Annotated in this window: 17 protein-coding genes; 15 read left to right on the top strand and 2 right to left on the bottom strand. The window is 70.4% G+C overall.

What is annotated here, in order from left to right; all coding sequences use genetic code 11:
* Nucleotides 1-49 precede the first annotated feature (49 nt).
* The 10 genes from crcB (OP79_RS04060) (at nucleotide 50) to OP79_RS04015 (ending at nucleotide 9861) form a co-directional block, all read left to right on the top strand.
* A complete protein-coding gene (gene crcB / locus OP79_RS04060) occupies nucleotides 50-523 on the top strand; it encodes a fluoride efflux transporter CrcB (protein WP_033318532.1) in 474 nt (157 codons plus the stop codon).
* The gene (locus tag OP79_RS04055; protein ID WP_033318531.1) at nucleotides 520-903 is read left to right on the top strand and encodes a DUF190 domain-containing protein; all 384 of its coding nucleotides are present in this window, start codon (nucleotides 520-522) and stop codon (nucleotides 901-903) included. Before crcB (OP79_RS04060) ends, OP79_RS04055 begins: the two co-directional genes overlap by 4 nt.
* Complete coding sequence (crcB, locus tag OP79_RS04050) at nucleotides 900-1274, top strand: fluoride efflux transporter CrcB (RefSeq protein WP_033318530.1); 375 nt, start codon at nucleotides 900-902, stop codon at nucleotides 1272-1274. The genes OP79_RS04055 and crcB (OP79_RS04050) overlap by 4 nt, the downstream gene beginning before the upstream one ends.
* A 71-nt stretch (nucleotides 1275-1345) precedes the next feature.
* Entirely contained in the window at nucleotides 1346-2098 is a 753-nt protein-coding gene (locus tag OP79_RS04045; RefSeq protein WP_033318529.1) for a FadR/GntR family transcriptional regulator, read from the top strand.
* Nucleotides 2095-3537: an amino acid permease gene (locus OP79_RS04040; protein WP_033318528.1), complete on the top strand. Its 1443-nt coding sequence runs from the start codon at nucleotides 2095-2097 to the stop codon at nucleotides 3535-3537. The genes OP79_RS04045 and OP79_RS04040 overlap by 4 nt, the downstream gene beginning before the upstream one ends.
* Nucleotides 3534-4565: an asparaginase gene (locus OP79_RS04035; RefSeq protein WP_245685211.1), complete on the top strand. Its 1032-nt coding sequence runs from the start codon at nucleotides 3534-3536 to the stop codon at nucleotides 4563-4565. Before OP79_RS04040 ends, OP79_RS04035 begins: the two co-directional genes overlap by 4 nt.
* Before the next feature lie 54 nt (nucleotides 4566-4619).
* The gene (aspA, locus tag OP79_RS04030) at nucleotides 4620-6029 is read left to right on the top strand and encodes an aspartate ammonia-lyase (protein WP_033318527.1); all 1410 of its coding nucleotides are present in this window, start codon (nucleotides 4620-4622) and stop codon (nucleotides 6027-6029) included.
* A gap of 91 nt (nucleotides 6030-6120) precedes the next feature.
* On the top strand, nucleotides 6121-7062 hold the full coding sequence (locus OP79_RS04025; RefSeq protein ID WP_033318526.1) for a glutaminase: 942 nt from the start codon (nucleotides 6121-6123) through the stop codon (nucleotides 7060-7062).
* A 133-nt stretch (nucleotides 7063-7195) separates the two neighbouring features.
* The gene (gene mptB, locus OP79_RS04020; RefSeq protein ID WP_033318525.1) at nucleotides 7196-8593 is read left to right on the top strand and encodes a polyprenol phosphomannose-dependent alpha 1,6 mannosyltransferase MptB; all 1398 of its coding nucleotides are present in this window, start codon (nucleotides 7196-7198) and stop codon (nucleotides 8591-8593) included.
* Entirely contained in the window at nucleotides 8590-9861 is a 1272-nt protein-coding gene (locus OP79_RS04015) for a glycosyltransferase 87 family protein (RefSeq protein WP_033318524.1), read from the top strand. The genes mptB and OP79_RS04015 overlap by 4 nt, the downstream gene beginning before the upstream one ends.
* An 81-nt stretch (nucleotides 9862-9942) precedes the next feature.
* Here OP79_RS04015 and rho read toward each other — a convergent pair whose 3' ends face one another.
* Together rho and OP79_RS04005 are read right to left on the bottom strand one after the other, a co-directional pair.
* On the bottom strand, nucleotides 9943-11091 hold the full coding sequence (gene rho, locus OP79_RS04010) for a transcription termination factor Rho (protein ID WP_033318523.1): 1149 nt from the start codon (nucleotides 11089-11091) through the stop codon (nucleotides 9943-9945).
* A 283-nt stretch (nucleotides 11092-11374) separates the two neighbouring features.
* Entirely contained in the window at nucleotides 11375-12205 is an 831-nt protein-coding gene (locus OP79_RS04005; RefSeq protein ID WP_425428549.1) for a class I SAM-dependent methyltransferase, read from the bottom strand.
* 157 nt (nucleotides 12206-12362) lie between these two features.
* Between OP79_RS04005 and OP79_RS04000 the strand changes: the two genes are divergently transcribed.
* From OP79_RS04000 to OP79_RS03980, 5 genes are all read left to right on the top strand, one after another.
* Nucleotides 12363-13097 carry an SgcJ/EcaC family oxidoreductase gene (locus tag OP79_RS04000; RefSeq protein WP_033318521.1) on the top strand — a complete coding sequence of 245 codons (735 nt, stop codon included), beginning with the start codon at nucleotides 12363-12365 and terminating at the stop codon, nucleotides 13095-13097.
* A complete protein-coding gene (locus tag OP79_RS03995) occupies nucleotides 13094-13435 on the top strand; it encodes a YciI family protein (protein ID WP_033318520.1) in 342 nt (113 codons plus the stop codon). Before OP79_RS04000 ends, OP79_RS03995 begins: the two co-directional genes overlap by 4 nt.
* 316 nt (nucleotides 13436-13751) lie before the next feature.
* On the top strand, nucleotides 13752-14999 hold the full coding sequence (locus OP79_RS03990) for an RNA polymerase sigma factor (protein ID WP_033318519.1): 1248 nt from the start codon (nucleotides 13752-13754) through the stop codon (nucleotides 14997-14999).
* A 281-nt stretch (nucleotides 15000-15280) separates the two neighbouring features.
* Nucleotides 15281-16006 (top strand): class I SAM-dependent methyltransferase, encoded by a 726-nt coding sequence (locus OP79_RS03985; RefSeq protein WP_033318518.1) that lies wholly within the window; start codon nucleotides 15281-15283, stop codon nucleotides 16004-16006.
* 43 nt (nucleotides 16007-16049) lie between these two features.
* Nucleotides 16050-16778, top strand: a complete 729-nt coding sequence (locus tag OP79_RS03980) for a CPBP family intramembrane glutamic endopeptidase (protein ID WP_245685210.1) — start codon at nucleotides 16050-16052, stop codon at nucleotides 16776-16778.
* Nucleotides 16779-16784 lie beyond the last annotated feature (6 nt).

Genomic DNA, 16784 nt, shown 5'->3' with positions numbered 1-16784 from the left:
CCCCGGAGAGTTAGCCTGATCTCCTGCCACGACCAGGAGATCTACGTTCATGACAGCGCTCCGATCCGAGAAGGTGGACGGGCCCGGGAAGCTCCGTGTGCCCGCCGGGCGGCCGTCGCCGTGGCACGGACAGGGACCGGTCGTGGCGGTGGTCGCGGCCGGTGGCGCGCTGGGCGCGGCCGCACGGTACGGGGCCTCGCTGATCTGGCCCACGCAGACCGCCGCCTTCCCCTGGACCACACTCTTGGTCAACGTCATCGGGTGCGCCGTGATCGGCGTCTTCATGGTCGTGATCAGCGACGTGTGGGCGGCGCACCGGCTGGTCCGGCCCTTCTTCGGCACCGGCGTCCTCGGCGGCTTCACCACCTTCTCGACGTACGCCGTCGACATCCAGAAACTGGTCGACGAGGGCCGCCCCAGGACCGGCCTCGCCTACCTCGCCGCCACCCTCGTCGCGGCGTTGGTGGCGGTGTGGCTCGCGGTGGTGGCGACCCGCAGGGTACTGGCATGGAGGCGGCGATGACGACGAGACTGACCGGCGATGCCCTACGGCTGACGATCTTCATCGGCGAGAACGACACCTGGCGCCACAAACCGCTGTACTCGCAGATCGTGCACCGGGCGCGCGCGGCGGGACTTGCGGGCGCGAGCGTCTTCCGGGGCATCGAGGGATTCGGCGCGTCCTCGCTGATCCACACCTCGCGGCTGCTGTCGCTGAGCGAGGACCTGCCGGTGGCCATCGTCATCGTGGACGCGGAGGAACGCGTACACGCCTTTCTGCCGGAGCTCGACGAACTGGTGGGGGAGGGGCTGGTGATCCTCGACGACTGCCAGGTCATCAGGTACGTAGGCCGCGAGGACAGCCCGGCCTCGACAGGTAGGAAAGGCAAGAAGCCCTCGTGAACTGGCTGTTGGTGATCGCCGGCGGCATGGTCGGCGCACCCCTGCGCTACCTCACCGACCGCTCGGTGCAGTCCCGTCACGTCACGGTCTTCCCCTGGGGCACCTTCACCGTGAATGTCGTCGGCTGCCTGATCCTGGGCACACTCACCGGCGCGGCCTCGGCCGGAGCGGCCTCCTCGCATCTCCAACTGCTGCTCGGCACCGGCCTGTGCGGCGCGCTCACCACGTACTCCACGTTCTCGTACGAGACCCTGCGGCTGGCCGAGGACGGGGCCCGTTTCTACGCCGCCGTCAATGTGATCGCGAGCGTGGTCGCGGGGCTCGGCGCGGCCTTTGTGGGGGTTTCGATCGCTGAGGCTCTGTGGGCGTAGCCGATCGAGTCGCGCGGCGGTCCGTCTCGAACCCTTGACAGTCACCTCCCGTTCCCCGCAGGATCACCCCCGTGAACCTGTCAGACAGCCAGACAGGTGGCTCGGTCCCGCGGCGCGTCAGCGCGATGGAAGCGGTGCTCAGTCATCTCCGGAGTGCGATCGAGCGCGGCGAGTACGCCGTGGGGGACAAGCTGCCGTCCGAGGCGGAGCTGTGCCGGAGCCTCGAGGTCAGCCGTCCCGTGTTGCGGGAGGCGTTGCGGGCCCTGCAGACGATGGGCCTGACCGTGTCCCGTACCGGCAAGGGAACGTTCGTCGTCTCGAACGGGCCGGTCGTCGACCCCACCTTCGGCGACTACGCGGCCAGCGACCTGATAGAGGTCCGGCGCCATGTCGAGATCCCCGTCGCGGGCTACGCCGCCGCCCGCCGCACACCCGAGGACCTCGACCATCTCGCCCACCTGCTCGACCGGATGGAGCACGAGACCGACACCACCGCCTGGGTGGCCATGGACACGCTCTTCCATCTCGCCGTCGCGCAGGCCGCCCAGAACCCGGTCTTCCGTCGCGTCATCGAGGAGATCCGTGACGCGCTGGCCCGCCAGTCGGCGTTCCTGAACGAACTCGGCGGCCGTCGCGAGCAGTCCAACCGAGAACACCGGGCGATCGTCGAGGCGTTGATCGACGGCAGCGAGCGCGACGCGACCGAAGCCATGGCCCACCACCTCGACCGCGTCGAGACGACCCTCACCGCGATCGTGCGGCCCGAGGGCACCGAAAACACCGACAGCACAGACACCCCCACAGAAGGCGAGACCCCGGCGTGAGCGAGCAGTCCCTCGACGAAGAGATACGGAAACCGGCCGCTCACGTCGACGCCGGAGACGCGGGATACAGCAAGTCCCTGAAGTCCCGGCACGTCAACATGATCGCCATCGGCGGCGCCATCGGCACCGGCCTGTTCCTCGGCGCCGGCGGACGGCTCGCCGACGCCGGCCCCTCGCTCTTCATCGCGTACGCCGTCTGCGGAATCTTCGCCTTCCTCGTCGTCCGCGCCCTCGGCGAACTCGTCCTGTACCGGCCCTCCTCCGGCGCCTTCGTGTCCTACGCGCGGGAGTTCCTCGGCGAGAAGGGCGCGTACATCGCGGGCTGGATGTACTTCCTGAACTGGGCGACCACCGGCATCGCCGACATCACCGCGGTCGCCACCTACACCCACTACTGGGGCATGTTCTCCGACATCCCGCAGTGGGTGATCGCGCTCATCGCACTCGCCGTCGTCCTCACCGTGAACCTCATCTCGGTGAAGTACTTCGGTGAGCTGGAGTTCTGGTTCGCGATCATCAAGGTCGGCGCCCTGGTCGCCTTCATGTTCATCGGCATCTTCCTGCTGGCCACCCAGCAGCCCGTGGACGGCAACACCCCCGGCCCGTCCCTGATCACCGACAACGGCGGCCTCTTCCCCAACGGCCTGCTGCCGATGCTGCTGATCGTCCAGGGCGTCGTCTTCGCCTACGCCTCCGTCGAGCTCGTCGGTGTCGCGGCGGGTGAGACGGAGAACCCGGAGAAGATCATGCCGAAGGCGATCAACTCCATCATGTGGCGCGTCGGTCTCTTCTACGTCGGCTCCGTGGTGCTCCTCTCGATGCTGCTGCCCTGGTCGTCCTACAGCGGCAAGGAGAGCCCCTTCGTCACGGTGCTGTCCAACATCGGCATCCCGGCCGCGGGCGGCGTGATGAACCTGGTCGTGATGACCGCCGCCATGTCCTCGCTGAACTCCGGCCTGTACTCCACCGGCCGCATCCTGCGCTCCATGGCGATGTCCGGCTCGGCGCCGAAGTTCACCTCGGTGATGAGCCGCAGCCAGGTCCCGTACGGCGGAATCCTGCTCACCAGCGGTATCTGTGTACTCGGTGTCGGCCTCAACTTCGTCGTCCCCGCCGACGCGTTCGAGATCGTGCTGAACTTCGCGGCCATCGGCATCCTCGCCACCTGGGGCATGATCATGATCTGTCACCTGGTCTTCTGGCGGAAGACACAGGAAGGCGAGCTGGAGCGCCCCAGCTACCGCCTGCCGGGCTCGCCCTGGACCGAGCTCGTCACCCTGTTCTTCCTCGCCTCCGTGCTGGTGCTGATGTACGCCGACGGGGGAGCAGGACGTACGACCGTGATGTGTCTGCCGCTGATCGTGGCGGCCCTGGTGGCGGGATGGTTCGCCGTACGGGGCAGGGTGGCGGCCGTACGCAAGTCCGGAGCCGACGCGTGAGCTGCCTCAAGATCCTTGCCGAACAGGGCAGTTCACTGGCCGAGGCGCCCACGATCCGGGAGCCGCTGCACGCGCCCGTCGCCCAGCTCGTACGCGGCGGTGTCATCGAGGGCATCCACTACGGCTCGGTCGTCGTGCTCGGCGCCGACGGGACGGTGGAACTGCAGATCGGCGACATCGAGGCGGCCTTCTATCCGCGCTCGGCGCTCAAGCCCGTACAGGCGGTGGCGATGCTGCGGGCCGGGCTGCCGCTCGACGGGGAGCTGCTCTCGCTGGCCGCGGCCAGCCACTCCGGCGAGGAGCGGCATCTCGCCGGAACCCGGCGGATCCTGGAGCAGGCCGGGCTCCCCGAGGAGGCCCTGCGCAATGTGCCGGACCTGCCGTACGACCCGGTCGTACGGGAAGCCTGGGTGCGCGAGGGGCGGCTGCCGTCGCAGCTCGCGCAGAACTGCTCGGGCAAGCACGCGGCGATGCTCTACACGGCGCACCTGAACGGCTGGTCGCTCGACGACTACCTCGACCCCGCGCATCCGCTCCAGCAGGCGATCGCGGAGATCGTCGAGGACCTCACCGGACAGGCCATCGCACACGTGTCCGTCGACGGCTGCGGTGCGCCCTTGTTCTCCATTTCGCTGCACGGGCTCGCGCGCGCCGCCGCCCGGATCACCACCGCCCCGCCCGGTACTCCCGAGGCGCGGGTCGCCGACGCGATGCGCGAGCACGCCGAAATGGCGTCCGGCTCCGGCCGCGACGTCGCCGCGCTGATGCGGGCCGTGCCGGGGCTGCTCACCAAGGACGGCTTCGAGGGCGTACACGTCGCGGCGCTTCCCGACGGGCGGGCGGTCGCCGTGAAGATCGCGGACGGGGCGGACCGGGCCCGGCTGCCCGTGGTCGTCGCCGCCCTTGCACGCTGCGGCGTCGACCCGGCCGTGCTCGCCGAGTTCGCTCAGGCGCCGCTGTTCGGGGGCGGGGAGGTGGTCGGGAGCGTCCGGCCGGCCCGCGCACTGGAACCGCTGACCGAGTCCTGATCCGCTCACGCAGGCCTGATCCACCCCTTCTCCTGAAAGAAGAGCCGCACCGACATGACCGCCGCCGCAGCCCATCGCAGCGAGCACGACCTGCTCGGCGACCGTGCCGTCCCCGCCGAGGCGTACTGGGGCATCCACTCCCTGCGCGCCAAGGAGAACTTCCCCATCACGGGCACCCCGATCTCCGCCTACCCGCACCTGATCGACGCACTGGCCGCCGTCAAGGAGGCCGCCGCCCACGCCAACGAGGAACTCGGCCTGCTGGAGCCGGCCAAGGCGGCGGCCATCGTCGAGGCCTGCCGGGAGATCCGGGACGGGAAGCTGCACGACCAGTTCGTCGTCGACGTCATCCAGGGCGGCGCCGGGACCTCGACCAACATGAACGCCAACGAGGTCGTCGCCAACCGGGCGTTGGAACTCCTCGGACATCCGAAGGGCGCGTACGAGTTCCTGCACCCGAACGAGGACGTCAACCTCGGCCAGTCCACCAACGACGTCTACCCGACCGCCGTCAACGTCGCCACCATCTTCGCGGTACGCGGGCTGCTCCAGGCCATGGCCGTGCTGCAGGACGCCTTCGCCGCCAAGGCCGTCGAGTTCCGCGACGTGCTGAAGATGGGGCGTACGCAGCTGCAGGACGCGGTGCCGATGACGCTCGGTCAGGAGTTCTCGGCGTACGCGGTGATGCTGGACGAGGACCGCAGCCGGCTCGCCGAGGCCGTCGCGCTGATCCACGAGATCAACCTGGGCGCGACCGCGATCGGCACCGGGCTCAACGCGCCCGCCGGATACGCCGAGGCCGCGCGTCGGCACCTCGCGGACATCACCGGGCTGCCGCTGGTCACCGCCGCCAACCTCGTCGAGGCCACGCAGGACTGCGGGGCGTTCGTGCAGATGTCCGGGGTCCTGAAGCGGATCGCGGTGAAGCTCTCCAAGAGCTGCAACGACCTGCGGCTGCTGTCGTCCGGGCCGCGCGCGGGTCTGAACGAGATCAACCTGCCGCCGGTACAGGCCGGTTCGAGCATCATGCCCGGCAAGGTGAACCCGGTGATTCCCGAGGTCGTCAACCAGGTCGCCTTCGAGGTGATCGGCAACGACGTCACCATCACGATGGCCGCGGAGGCGGGACAGCTCCAGCTCAACGCCTTCGAGCCGATCATCCTGCACTCCCTCTCCGAGAGCATCACGCATCTGCGCGCCGCCTGCCTGACGCTCGCAGAGCGCTGCGTCGCCGGGATCACGGCCAACGAGGACGTGCTGCGCGAGGCCGTCGAGAACTCCATCGGCCTGGTCACCGCGCTCAACCCGTACATCGGCTATGAGGCGGCCACCGGTATCGCGAAGGAAGCCCTCGCGACGGGACGCGGAGTTGCCGAACTCGTCCTGGAGAAGGGCCTATTGCCTCCCGACCGGCTGGCCGCGCTGCTGCGGCCGGAGGTACTGGCGGGCTCGCGGGCCAACTGAGACGCGCGGGTGCCCGCGGTGTGCTGGTCGGGCACACGATGATGGCGCGGGCACCCGTGCCCACCCGCCTCGGCGGGGACCGAACGGCAGAATGGTGATCATGGCAGTGTCTTCGTCGTCCCTCACCTTCCAGCCCGTCCTCGACCGCATCGCCGCCGAGATCGAGAACATACCCGCACGTGGTCGGCCCGCCGACTACATCCCGGCGCTCGCGGCCTGCGACCCGCGTCGGTTCGGCATGGCCGTCGCGGAGTTGGACGGCACGGTGTACGGGGTGGGGGACTGGCGGCAGCCGTTCTCCGCGCAGTCGCTCACCAAGGTCTTCACCCTCGCGCTCGTCCTGGCGGGCGGGGGCGACGCCCTGTGGGAGCGCGTCGGACGCGAGCCCTCCGGCAATCCCTTCAACTCGCTGGTGCAACTGGAGTACGAGAACGGCATCCCGCGCAATCCCTTCATCAACGCGGGTGCCCTCGTCGTCACCGACCGCCTGCACACCCAGACCGGCGACGCGGCCGGCACCCTCCTCGACTTCCTGCGCGCGGAGAGCGGCAACGCGCAGCTCGCCATCAACAAGGACGTCGCCGCCTCCGAGTCCGCCCACGGCGACCGCAACGCCGCCCTCGGCCACTTCATGGCGTCGTACGGAAACATCGGCAACCCGGTCCCGGCGCTCCTGGACCAGTACTTCCGGCAGTGCTCCATCGAGGCGTCCTGCGCCGACCTCGCCCTCGCCACCGGATTCCTCGCCCGCCACGGCGTACGGGCCGACGGCACGCGCCTGCTGACCCGCAGTCAGGCCAAGCAGGTCAACGCGGTCATGCTGACCTGCGGCACGTATGACGCCGCGGGCGAGTTCGCGTACCGGGTCGGCCTGCCCGGCAAGAGCGGCGTCGGCGGCGGCATCATCGCCGTCGTTCCCGGCCGCTGCACGCTGTGCGTGTGGAGCCCGGGCCTGGACGAACGGGGTAACTCGGTGGCGGGCGTCGCGGCCCTTGAGCGTTTCACGACGCTGACGGGATTGTCCGTGTTCTGAGGCGGTTGTTCTCAGGTGGATTTGAGGGGTGGTCGCCGTTCGGTCAGACGGCGGTCACACGGCGGCTGCCGATCAGAGAGACGCATGTCGCTTTCCGGCCACCCGGCGTTGACACGCTTCCCGAGTGTTGGCCATGGGTTTCTCCGTCGATCTGCGTCGCTGTCAGGTGCTCGGACTTGTGGGTTCGGGCTTTCTCGCGGCGGGGGGTGAGACGGCCGGGGCCCTGCCGGTGCGGGAGCTGCTGGCCCCGGCCTCGGCGCGGGCGGCGCTCGGCCTGGTCGGTGTGTACTTCGGGGTGGTGCTGCTGATCGCCGCCTGGGCCCTGCTGGGGCGGGTGATCCGAGGGCCCGAACCGCCAACTCCGCGCGCTCTGTTGGTAGTTCTCGGCGTGTGGGCCGCGCCGTTACTGCTCGCGCCGCCGCTGTTCAGCCGGGACGTGTACAGCTACCTCGCGCAGGGCGCCATGGTCGACGCGCACATCGACGTCTACACCCACGGCCCCGCACGGCTCGGCGGGCCGCTCGCCGACGAGGTGGCGCCCGTGTGGCAGCACACCGCGACGCCGTACGGTCCCGCCTTCCTCGCCGTCGCCTCCGCGCTCTCCGGGCTGACGCGGGGCGAAGTACCGGCCGGGTTGTTCGGGATGCGGGTGGTCGCACTGCTCGGCGTGGCGCTGATGGCCGCCGCCCTGCCGAGGCTCGCCCGGCACAGCGGCGCCGACCCGGCCGCCGCGCTGTGGCTCGGAGCGCTCAACCCGCTCGTGCTGCTGCACCTCGTCGCCGGCGCACACAACGACGCCATCATGCTCGGGCTCCTCGGCATCGGACTGGTGGCCGCACTCGGCCGATGGCCCCTCCTCGGCGCCGTGCTCGTCACGCTCGCCGCCCTGGTCAAAGTCCCGGCTGTACTCGGTCTCGCGGCCGTCGTAGCTCTCCAAGTGCGGGCAGGGCGCGGCCTGTTGAAGGCCACGGTGACCACCGCGGCCGCCGCGCTCGCCACCACCGTCGCCGCCACCGCCGTCGCCGGTACGGGATACGGCTGGATCAGCGCCCTCAAGACACCCATCTCACCGCACAACTGGTCACCCACCAGCGTCCTCGGCCGCGCGACCGGGTCCCTCCTCGAGGACCTGGGCAGCGACCTCGCGCCCCTCGCCCTGCCCGCCTGGCACGCCCTCGGACTCGTGGCCACGGTCGTCGTCATACTCGCCATATGGCTGCGCCGCCCCCGGCTCAGCCCCGTCTACGCACTCGGCCTCAGCCTGGCGACGGTGGCGGTCCTCGGTCCGGCCATCCGGCCCTGGTACGCCCTGTGGGGCCTGTTCCTCATCGCCGCCGCGGCACCCAGCACGTCGGTACGCCACCGGGTCGCCGCCGTGACCGGAGTGCTCGCGCTCGGCGTCCTGCCCAGCGGCAGCCCACCGGACCTCGAACAGTTGGTCCTGGCCGTGTCGGGCGGCGTGCTCGCGGTGGTCGTGCTCTGGCAGGCCCACCAGACGTCGAACGCGCCGGTCCTGGAGCGCACCGCATGAGGCTTCCGCGTACGGAACGGGGGCGGCTCGCCTTCGTACTGGTCCTCGTCGCCGCCGTGACGCTGTTCACCGCGACCGTGCCGCTCCTGCGCGGCTGGTTCGACCTGCGGGTGTACCACGGGGCCGTGGACGCCTGGATCCATCACGGCGGCCGTATCTACGACTACCACGTGCCGGGGACGACGTACGGCTTCACCTACCCGCCCTTCGCGGCGGTCAGCATGGTGCCGATGGCGCTCCTCGGACTGCACGCCGCGATCGCCGTCGGACTGCTCCTCAACCTCGCGGCGACAGCCGTGGTCCTCGGGATTCTGGTCCCGCGCGAGCTGCGTCGCCGGTACGGCTGGTTCGGCTTGGCCCTGGTCGTCTGCATGCTGGCGATGTTCGAACCCGCCCGCGACACCGTCAGCTTCGGCCAGGTCAACCTTCTGCTGCTGGCCCTCGTCCTCGGCGACGCCTGGCTGCTGTCCACCGGGCGCGGTCGCTGGGCGGGCGTGGGCATCGGCCTTGCCGCAGCGATCAAGCTCACGCCCGCGATCTTCATCGTTCTGCTGCTGCTCGCCAGGCGCCCCCGCCCCGCCGCGCTCGCGGCGGCCGTCGCCGCCAGCGCCACCGCCCTCGCCGCCTGGGCGGCACCGGAGCCCTCCCGCTTCTACTGGACCGAGGCCGTCTGGGACACGACCCGCATCGGCCGCCTCGACTACGTGTCCAACCAGTCCCTGCAAGGCGTACTGGCCCGGCTCGCCGACCCCGCCGAACCGAGCCGTATCGTCTGGGCGTTGGCCGCTCTCGCCGTCCTCGGAGTCTGGGCCTGGCGCACCCACCGGGCCGTCGCCGCCGACGACCTGATGGCCGCCTTCGCCCTGACCGGGCTCGTCGCCTGCCTGGTCAGCCCGATCACCTGGGTGCACCATCTCGTGTGGCTGCTGCCGTCCTTCGCGATCCTCGTCGAGAAAGGACTGCGGCGCCGACGGCTGCTGTGGGCCGCGGGCGTGTCGTACGTGCTCTTGTGCAGCAGCGTGGTGTGGCTCTGGTTCGACGACGCGTCCGGCATCGACGGCTTCCTCGGCAGCAACCTCTATGTGTGGATCACCCTCGGCCTGCTGCTCGGACTGCCCGTCGGTCAGACGCGAGTGAACCATCTGCCGCGCAGCACCACGGCCATGACACCAGCCCCCAGACAGGCCGCCCCCGAGATCGCCCCCGCCACCGCCCACCGGTCGGAGCCGCCGGCGATCACCAGCCACGACCGGGCGGAGAGGCCGTAGGGCACCTTGGGTGCCCCGGCCCTGAGCCGTACCTGCGTCAGCGGCTCATCGAGCGTCGGGCAGGGCCATACGGACAGAGGCTCACCGACCGCCGGGCACAGTCGGCTGGACCTGGCGCAGAAACGTGGCGTTGTCCGGTGTCTCCCGCATCCGCTCCAGCAGGGTTTCCAGCCCCGCCTGCGTGTCGCCGCGGGAGTGCAGGGCGCGCCGCAGCCCGCGTACGGCCGCCAACTCGCCTGAGGGAACCAGGAGTTCCTCACGGCGGGTACCGGACGGGGTGATGTCGACGGCCGGAAAGATCCGCCTGGACGCGAGCGTGCGGTCCAGACGCAGCTCCATGTTGCCGGTGCTCTTGAGCTCCTCGAAGTAGAAGTCGTCGGCACGCGAGCCCGTCTCCACCAGCGCCGTGGCGAGGATCGTGAGCGAGCCGCCCTCCTCGGCGAGGCGCGCGGCACCGAAGAGCCGCTTGGGTCCGTGGAGCGCGGCGGCGTCGACACCGCCGCTGAGGGTGCGGCCACCGGAGGCGGCAGCGTTGTTGTGCGCCCTGCACAGCCGGGTCAGCGAGTCCAGGAGGATCACGACGTCCTGGCCCGCCTCGACGAGCCGCTTGGCCCGCTCCACGGCCAGCTCGGCGAGCGCGATGTGCTGCTTCGGCCCCTGGTCGAAGGTCGAGGCCAGCACCTCACCGCGTACGGAACGCCGCATGTCGGTGACCTCCTCGGGACGCTCGTCGAGCAGCACCACCATCAGATGGCACTCGGGATGGTTGCCGGCCACGGCGGCGGCCAGCTGCTGGAGCAGCACCGTCTTGCCGGTCTTCGGCGGGGCGACGATCAGGCCGCGCTGACCCTTGCCGATCGGCGAGACCAGGTCGATGACCCGGGTCGTCAGGCCGCCCGCCGGGTGTTCGAGCCGCAGCCGCTCGCGCGGGTGCAGCGGGGTGAGGTCACGGAAGTGCGGGCGGGAGCGCAGCTCTTCGGGCCTGCGGCCGTTGACGCGCTCGATCCCGGTGAGGGCGCGCTGCTTGCCGCGTACGGTTACGCCTTCGACGAGGTCGCCCTTGCGCAGGCCGTACCGGCGGATCAGCGCGGCGGAGACCTGGAGGTCGGTGGACTCGGGCAGGCAGCTTGCGGTGCGCAGCTGGCCCTGCCCGTTGGAAGTGATGTCGAGTACGCCGGTGGCCTGCTCCTGCGTGTGCGAAGTGGGCGGGCGTTCGAGTGTGGTGGTCATGTGGGTGGGTCCTTTCGCGGACGAAACCATGAGGTCATGGGGTCATAAAGGGGAGAGGCCGAAATGGCGGGGCGGCATGGGCACGCCCCGTACGGCGGAGACATCACCTCTCGTGCGGCGGGCGGAACGCCCATGGCCGTACGTGAAGAGAGGTGGTGCGGAGAAGCTGCTTCGCCGGTCGGAAAGAGACGGGCGGATCAGCTGACTGAGATGAGACAGGCACCGGCGCCCGAGAAGGGGCGTACACAAGTGCTAGAACAACCCTAGCACAGAGGGATTTTGATCAGCGGCGGGCCAGGAGCCCGTACAGGAGCGGGATGCGCGGGGAGCTGTCCGGCAGGCGCCACCAGCCGGAGGGGGCGCGGTTCATCTCGGGCCAGCGTGGCCAGGGCAGTTCGTCGCTCTCCCGCAGCCGCTCGATCCGCAGACCGGCTCCGACCAGGGCGCCCACGACCTCGCCGAGGCCGTGCATCCACTCGTAGCTGTCGGTCGCGCCCTGAACGGGCGGGCCGTCCGTGTACGTGTACCTGCCGCTGCGGTGCACGGCCGCCCCGCGCCCCAAGTAGTCGTGCCGCAGCAGGAGTTCGGAACCCTCGCCCTCGGCGGGCTTGGGGCCCAGGGAGTTGAGGAGGGGATGGAACTCGGCGATGTACAACCGGCCTCCCGGACGCAGGAGTTGGACGACCGTCGCCGCCCAGCGGTCCAGGTCGGGCAGATAGCACAGAGCGCCCTTGCCGGTGTAGACGACGTCGAACCGCCGCCCGCCGAGGGCCTCGACGGCGTCGTACACATTGGCCCGTACGTACTCGACGTCGGCACCCGCCCGCCCGGCGATGTCGGCCGCGGCCTTGACCGACGCCTCCGAGATGTCGAGGCCCACCGCCCGGGCACCGCGCCCGGCGAAGGCGATCGTCTCGGTGCCGAGGTGGCACTGGAGGTGGAGCACGTCGCGGCCGACCAGTTCGCCGAGGTCCTCCCACTCCCAGGAGGCGAACCAGCGCTCCGGGTCGAGGGAGGTGTCGAGGCCGTAGAACCGGCTGGCGAGGTGGACGGGGGTACGGGCGTCCCAATTGGCCTGGTTGGCGCGCATCATCCGCTCGTGCTCGTCGGTCATGGTCATATCCAACCGTGGACGGGCGCCGGGTGGGAAGGACGCCCGGATGCTCCCGGATGTGGCTGCCATCCGGCAGGACAATCATGGGGAGGTGTCGATTCGGCGCGGGCCCGTTCGTCGGTGGGGTGTCAGGACCTCATGAGTACCAGGAGGAACCATGAAGTACATGCTGCTGGTCTGCGGTGACGACACCGCCGACGCCTCCGGCATGGCACCCGTCGAGCCCTGGGTGGAGGAGCTCGGCGACCGCGGTGTACGGCTGCACGGCCACCGGCTGCGGCTCCCCGCCGAGGCGGTCACCGTTCGGGTGCGCGGCGGCGAAGTGCTGCGCACCGACGGGCCGTTCGCGGAGACGAAGGAGTACGTCGCCGGGTTCGACATCCTCGAGTGCGACACCATGGAGGAGGCCATCGAGGCGGCCGCGAAGCATCCCGTGGCCTCCATCGGGGCCATGGAGGTGCGCCCGTTCTGGGAGGACGAGGACCCGGAAGGCGAGATCCGCCGCCTCGACGACGAACTCACCCGGGCCACGCGTGAGCGCGACATCGACCTGATGGCGGCCTGTTACGCGCCCGATGTCGAAGTCTTCCACCCCATGAGCGGTCTGGAGCAGCACGGGATCGACGCCTTCCGCAAGGCCCAGGAGTGGTGGTTCTCCACCGTCACCGGACCCGTGAGCCGTGATGTGCTCGACTTCCGTGTCCGGGTGGACGAGAGCGTCGCGTTCAGTCACGCGCTCGTCCGGATGCGCGCCACGCTGACCACCGGTGAGCCGCTGGACAGCACGGTACGGGTGACCACCGGCTACCGCGCAGCGGGCGACCGCTGGCTGATCGTCCACCAACATCTGTCGGTCCCGTTCGACGCAGGCGTAGAGGAGACCCGGTCATGAAGTACGTGATGTTCATCTGCACTCCGGTCGGTGGCCCGGAGCTCAGTCCCGAGGAGCTCGCCGAGCACCCGGACTTCACCTCGTACATCGACGAGGTGCGCTCCAGCGGTGTGGTGAAGGGCGGCGCGCGGCTGCGGCCGTCCACCGACGCCACCACCGTGCGCGTCCAGGGCGACGAAGTGCTGCTCAGCGACGGGCCGTTCGTGGAGTCCAAGGAGTATGTCGCGGGCTTCGACATCGTCGAGGTCGCCGACCTCGACGAGGCCATCGCGCTCGCCTCCAAGCATCCCGCCGCACTCGGCGGCGGATCCGTCGAGGTGCGGCCGGTCTGGGATTGAATCCTCCCCCAGCTGAAACAGGGGGATTCCTGGCTCACGATGCCTGCGGGTCAGCGACCCGACAGGTCTTCCACGATCAACACCAGCCGGGTTGAAACCAGCCCTGGTTCGTACCGCAAAGCCTGGAGGTGCATGTGCCGTCTTGGTTTTCGATCAGCACGGCGTACGCGCTTGGTTCTCGCAACGCACGGCAGGCAGTTTACCCGACCGTGAGGGCGGTCTTTCGCCCTGAGGGCGAAACCCCGCTCCCTGCCCTGCTCCGCAGGAGTCCGAGTCCTCCCCGGCCTGAAGACCGGGGCATCCTCGGAGGAATCAGGTGAACGATGTCGAGGAGGCGGTGGCCGCCGCCTTCCGTGAGGAATGGGGCCAGGTCGTCGCCACCCTGATCAGGGTGACCGGCGACTGGGACCTCGCCGAGGAATGCGCGCAGGACGCCTTCGCGCAGGCCCTGGACCGGTGGCGGCGCGACGGAGTCCCGCGCCGCCCCGGCGCCTGGCTGACCACGACCGCGCGCAACCGCGCCCTGGACGTGCTGCGCCGGGAGGCGGTGGGGGCGGCGAAGCTGCGGGAGGTGGCGGTGCTGGCGCGGGACGACGGGCCGTACGACCCGGACGACGAGGACGACAGCGGGGTGACGGACGACCGGCTGCGGCTGATCTTCACCTGCTGCCATCCGGCGCTGCCCATGGAGGCGCGGGTCGCCCTGACCCTGCGCACCCTCGCGGGGCTGACCACGCCCGAGATCGCCCGGGCCTTCCTCGTGCCCGAGGCGACCATGGCGCAACGCCTGGTGCGGGCCAAGCAGAAGATCCGCAACGCCGGAATCCCGTACCGCGTACCCCCCGCCCACCTGTTGCCCGAGCGCACCACAGGTGTACTCGGCGTCGTGTACCTGCTGTTCAACGAGGGGTACGCCGCCACTTCCGGCGCCGATCTGGTGCGTACGAACCTGTGCGCGGAGGCCATCCGCCTCGCCCGCGTGCTGGCCCGGCTCATGCCTGACGAGCCCGAGGCGCTCGGCCTGCTGGCGCTGCTGCTCCTGCACGACGCCCGGCGCGGCACACGCGTGGACGCGGCGGGTGAGCTGGTGACCCTGGAGGACCAGGACCGCACGGCATGGGACCGCGCCGCGATCGACGAGGGCGCCGCCCTGCTGGAGACCGCCCTGCGCCGCGGTCGGCCAGGGCCGTACCAGATCCAGGCCGCCATCGCCGCCTGCCACACCACCGCCGCCACTTCCGAGGAGACCGACTGGGCCGATATCGCCGCGCTGTACGGGGAGTTGAGGCGCTTCGTGCCCTCCGCGGTGGTGGAGCTGAACCGCGCGGTGGCGGTCGGCATAGCCGAGGGACCGGAGGCCGGCCTGGCGCTGGTGGCCGAGCTGGAAAAGGCGGGCCAGCTGGCCGGTTACCACCTGCTGCCCGCCACCCGCGCGGATCTCCTGCGGCGTATGGGGCGGACGGCGGAGGCGGCCGAGGCGTACGCGCGTGCGCTGGAGCTGGTGGAGAACGACGCCGAGCGGCGTTTTCTCGAGAAGCGGCTCGCGGAGTGTCGATCGGCGTAGGGGTGTTCGTCGGTGGAGCGAAAGCACCCACACGACACTGGAGGGTCCCATGACCGCCACCGTTCCCACCCGCCGTACCAAGAAGATTCGCTCTCTCCTCCGTCTGCGCCGCCCCCTGCCACCCTGTGCACCCGGCGACCGAGGGCCGGGCGGGCCCGACATCTGGCTCGCGGGCCTCCGCCTGGGGAGCTGAGGGCTTCAGCCGAGCGCGCTGTGGTTCACAAGGGGAGAAGCTCCCCTTGTGAACCACAGCGCGCTCGCGCCTGACTAAGCTGACCTCGATGTTCACCCCGCAGGGCCCCACGTTCCGCGAGCTCGCCGTTCAGGCGCTGTCGTCCGTCGAGCACGGCTACGACCTGCTCGCGCCGAAGTTCGACCACACTCCGTTCCGTACACCGGACCCGGTCCTGCGCTCTGTCGCGCGGGAGCTGGAGCGGATCGGACCGTTCGACAGCGGGCTCGATCTGTGCTGCGGCACCGGCGCCGGTATCGACGTGCTGCGCACGGTGTGCCGGGAGCGGATCACCGGTGTCGACATCAGTGCGGGCATGCTCGCCGTGGCCCGCGAACGGACGCGTGCCGCCGGGCCGCCGGTGGCGTGGGTACGCGGCGACGCCCGAGCCCTGCCGTTCGCTCCGGTCTTCGACCTGGTGGTCAGCTTCGGGGCGTTCGGCCACTTCCTGCCGCGTGAACTGCCGGGCCTGTTCGCCCAGGTGCACTCGGTGCTCCGGCCCGGCGGACGGTTCGCCTTCCCCGTCGTGGCCCCGCCCCGCCCCGGTTCTCCCGGCTACTGGGCCCTGCTCGCCTTCGACACGGCGATGCGTGTACGCAACGCGGTGTGGCGGCCCCCGTTCGTCATGTACTACCGCGCCTTCCGCCTCGGCGACGTACGCCGCGAACTGATCCGCGCCGGCTTCGTCGTGGACCTGCACACACTCCCCGAGTTCGGCAGCAGAGACGACGGCAGCCCGCGCTGCCGGATGGTGGTGGCGACGCACCAGGGGTAGCCGAAACCTGGAGGATCAGTGCTTCCCATCGAGGACGACTGAGGTGACAGAGCAGCTTTCGCATCGCATGCGCAGCGGCCGGACGTCCACCGTGACAGCGCTCGTGGGCGCTGTCACGCTGCTGGTGCTCACGAACCTGGTCAACAACCGGTGGGCGCCGTCCTGGGTCGTGCTCAGCTCAGCGATCGCCTCCGCCGCGCTGATCGCGATCATGTTCCGGGCCGGTGGCGGCTGGGCCGACCTCGGACTTTCCCGGGACACGCTGGGCCGCGGACTGCGCTGGGCGCTCGCCCTGGCCGGGATCGTCGCGGCGGTGTACCTGTGCGCGGCGGCACTGCCCGTCACACGCGGGCTGTTCGAGGACGAGAGGGCGAGCGGGCTGAGCGGCGCGGAGGTCGTCGGCCGGGTGCTGATCAAGGTGCCGATCGGCACGGTGCTGCTGGAAGAGGTCGCCTTCCGCGGGGTGCTCTACGGACTGGTGCTGCGCGCTCGCGGCGCCGTCGCGGCCACCGTGTTCTCCTCCGTGCTGTTCGGTCTCTGGCACATCCTCCCGTCGCTCCACCTCACCGACTCCAACCAGGCCGTGGGCTCGCTCTTCGGGCAATCGCCTCTCGGCACCGTCCTGGCCACCGCCGGTGCCGTGCTCCTCACCGCCGCGGCAGGTTGCCTCTTCTGCTACCTGCGACACCGCACCGGCAGCCTGCTCGCCCCCATGGGACTCCACTGGGCGACCAACGCATTCGGCTACGTGTTCAGCTCCGTACTGGCCTGAACACAG

Source organism: Streptomyces yerevanensis, from assembly GCF_000716805.1.
In the GTDB taxonomy this organism is placed as follows: Bacteria; Actinomycetota; Actinomycetes; order Streptomycetales; family Streptomycetaceae; genus Streptomyces; species Streptomyces flaveus.
The sequence above is the reverse complement of the archived record's forward strand: the minus strand, read 5'-3'. Positions and strand labels throughout refer to the sequence as shown.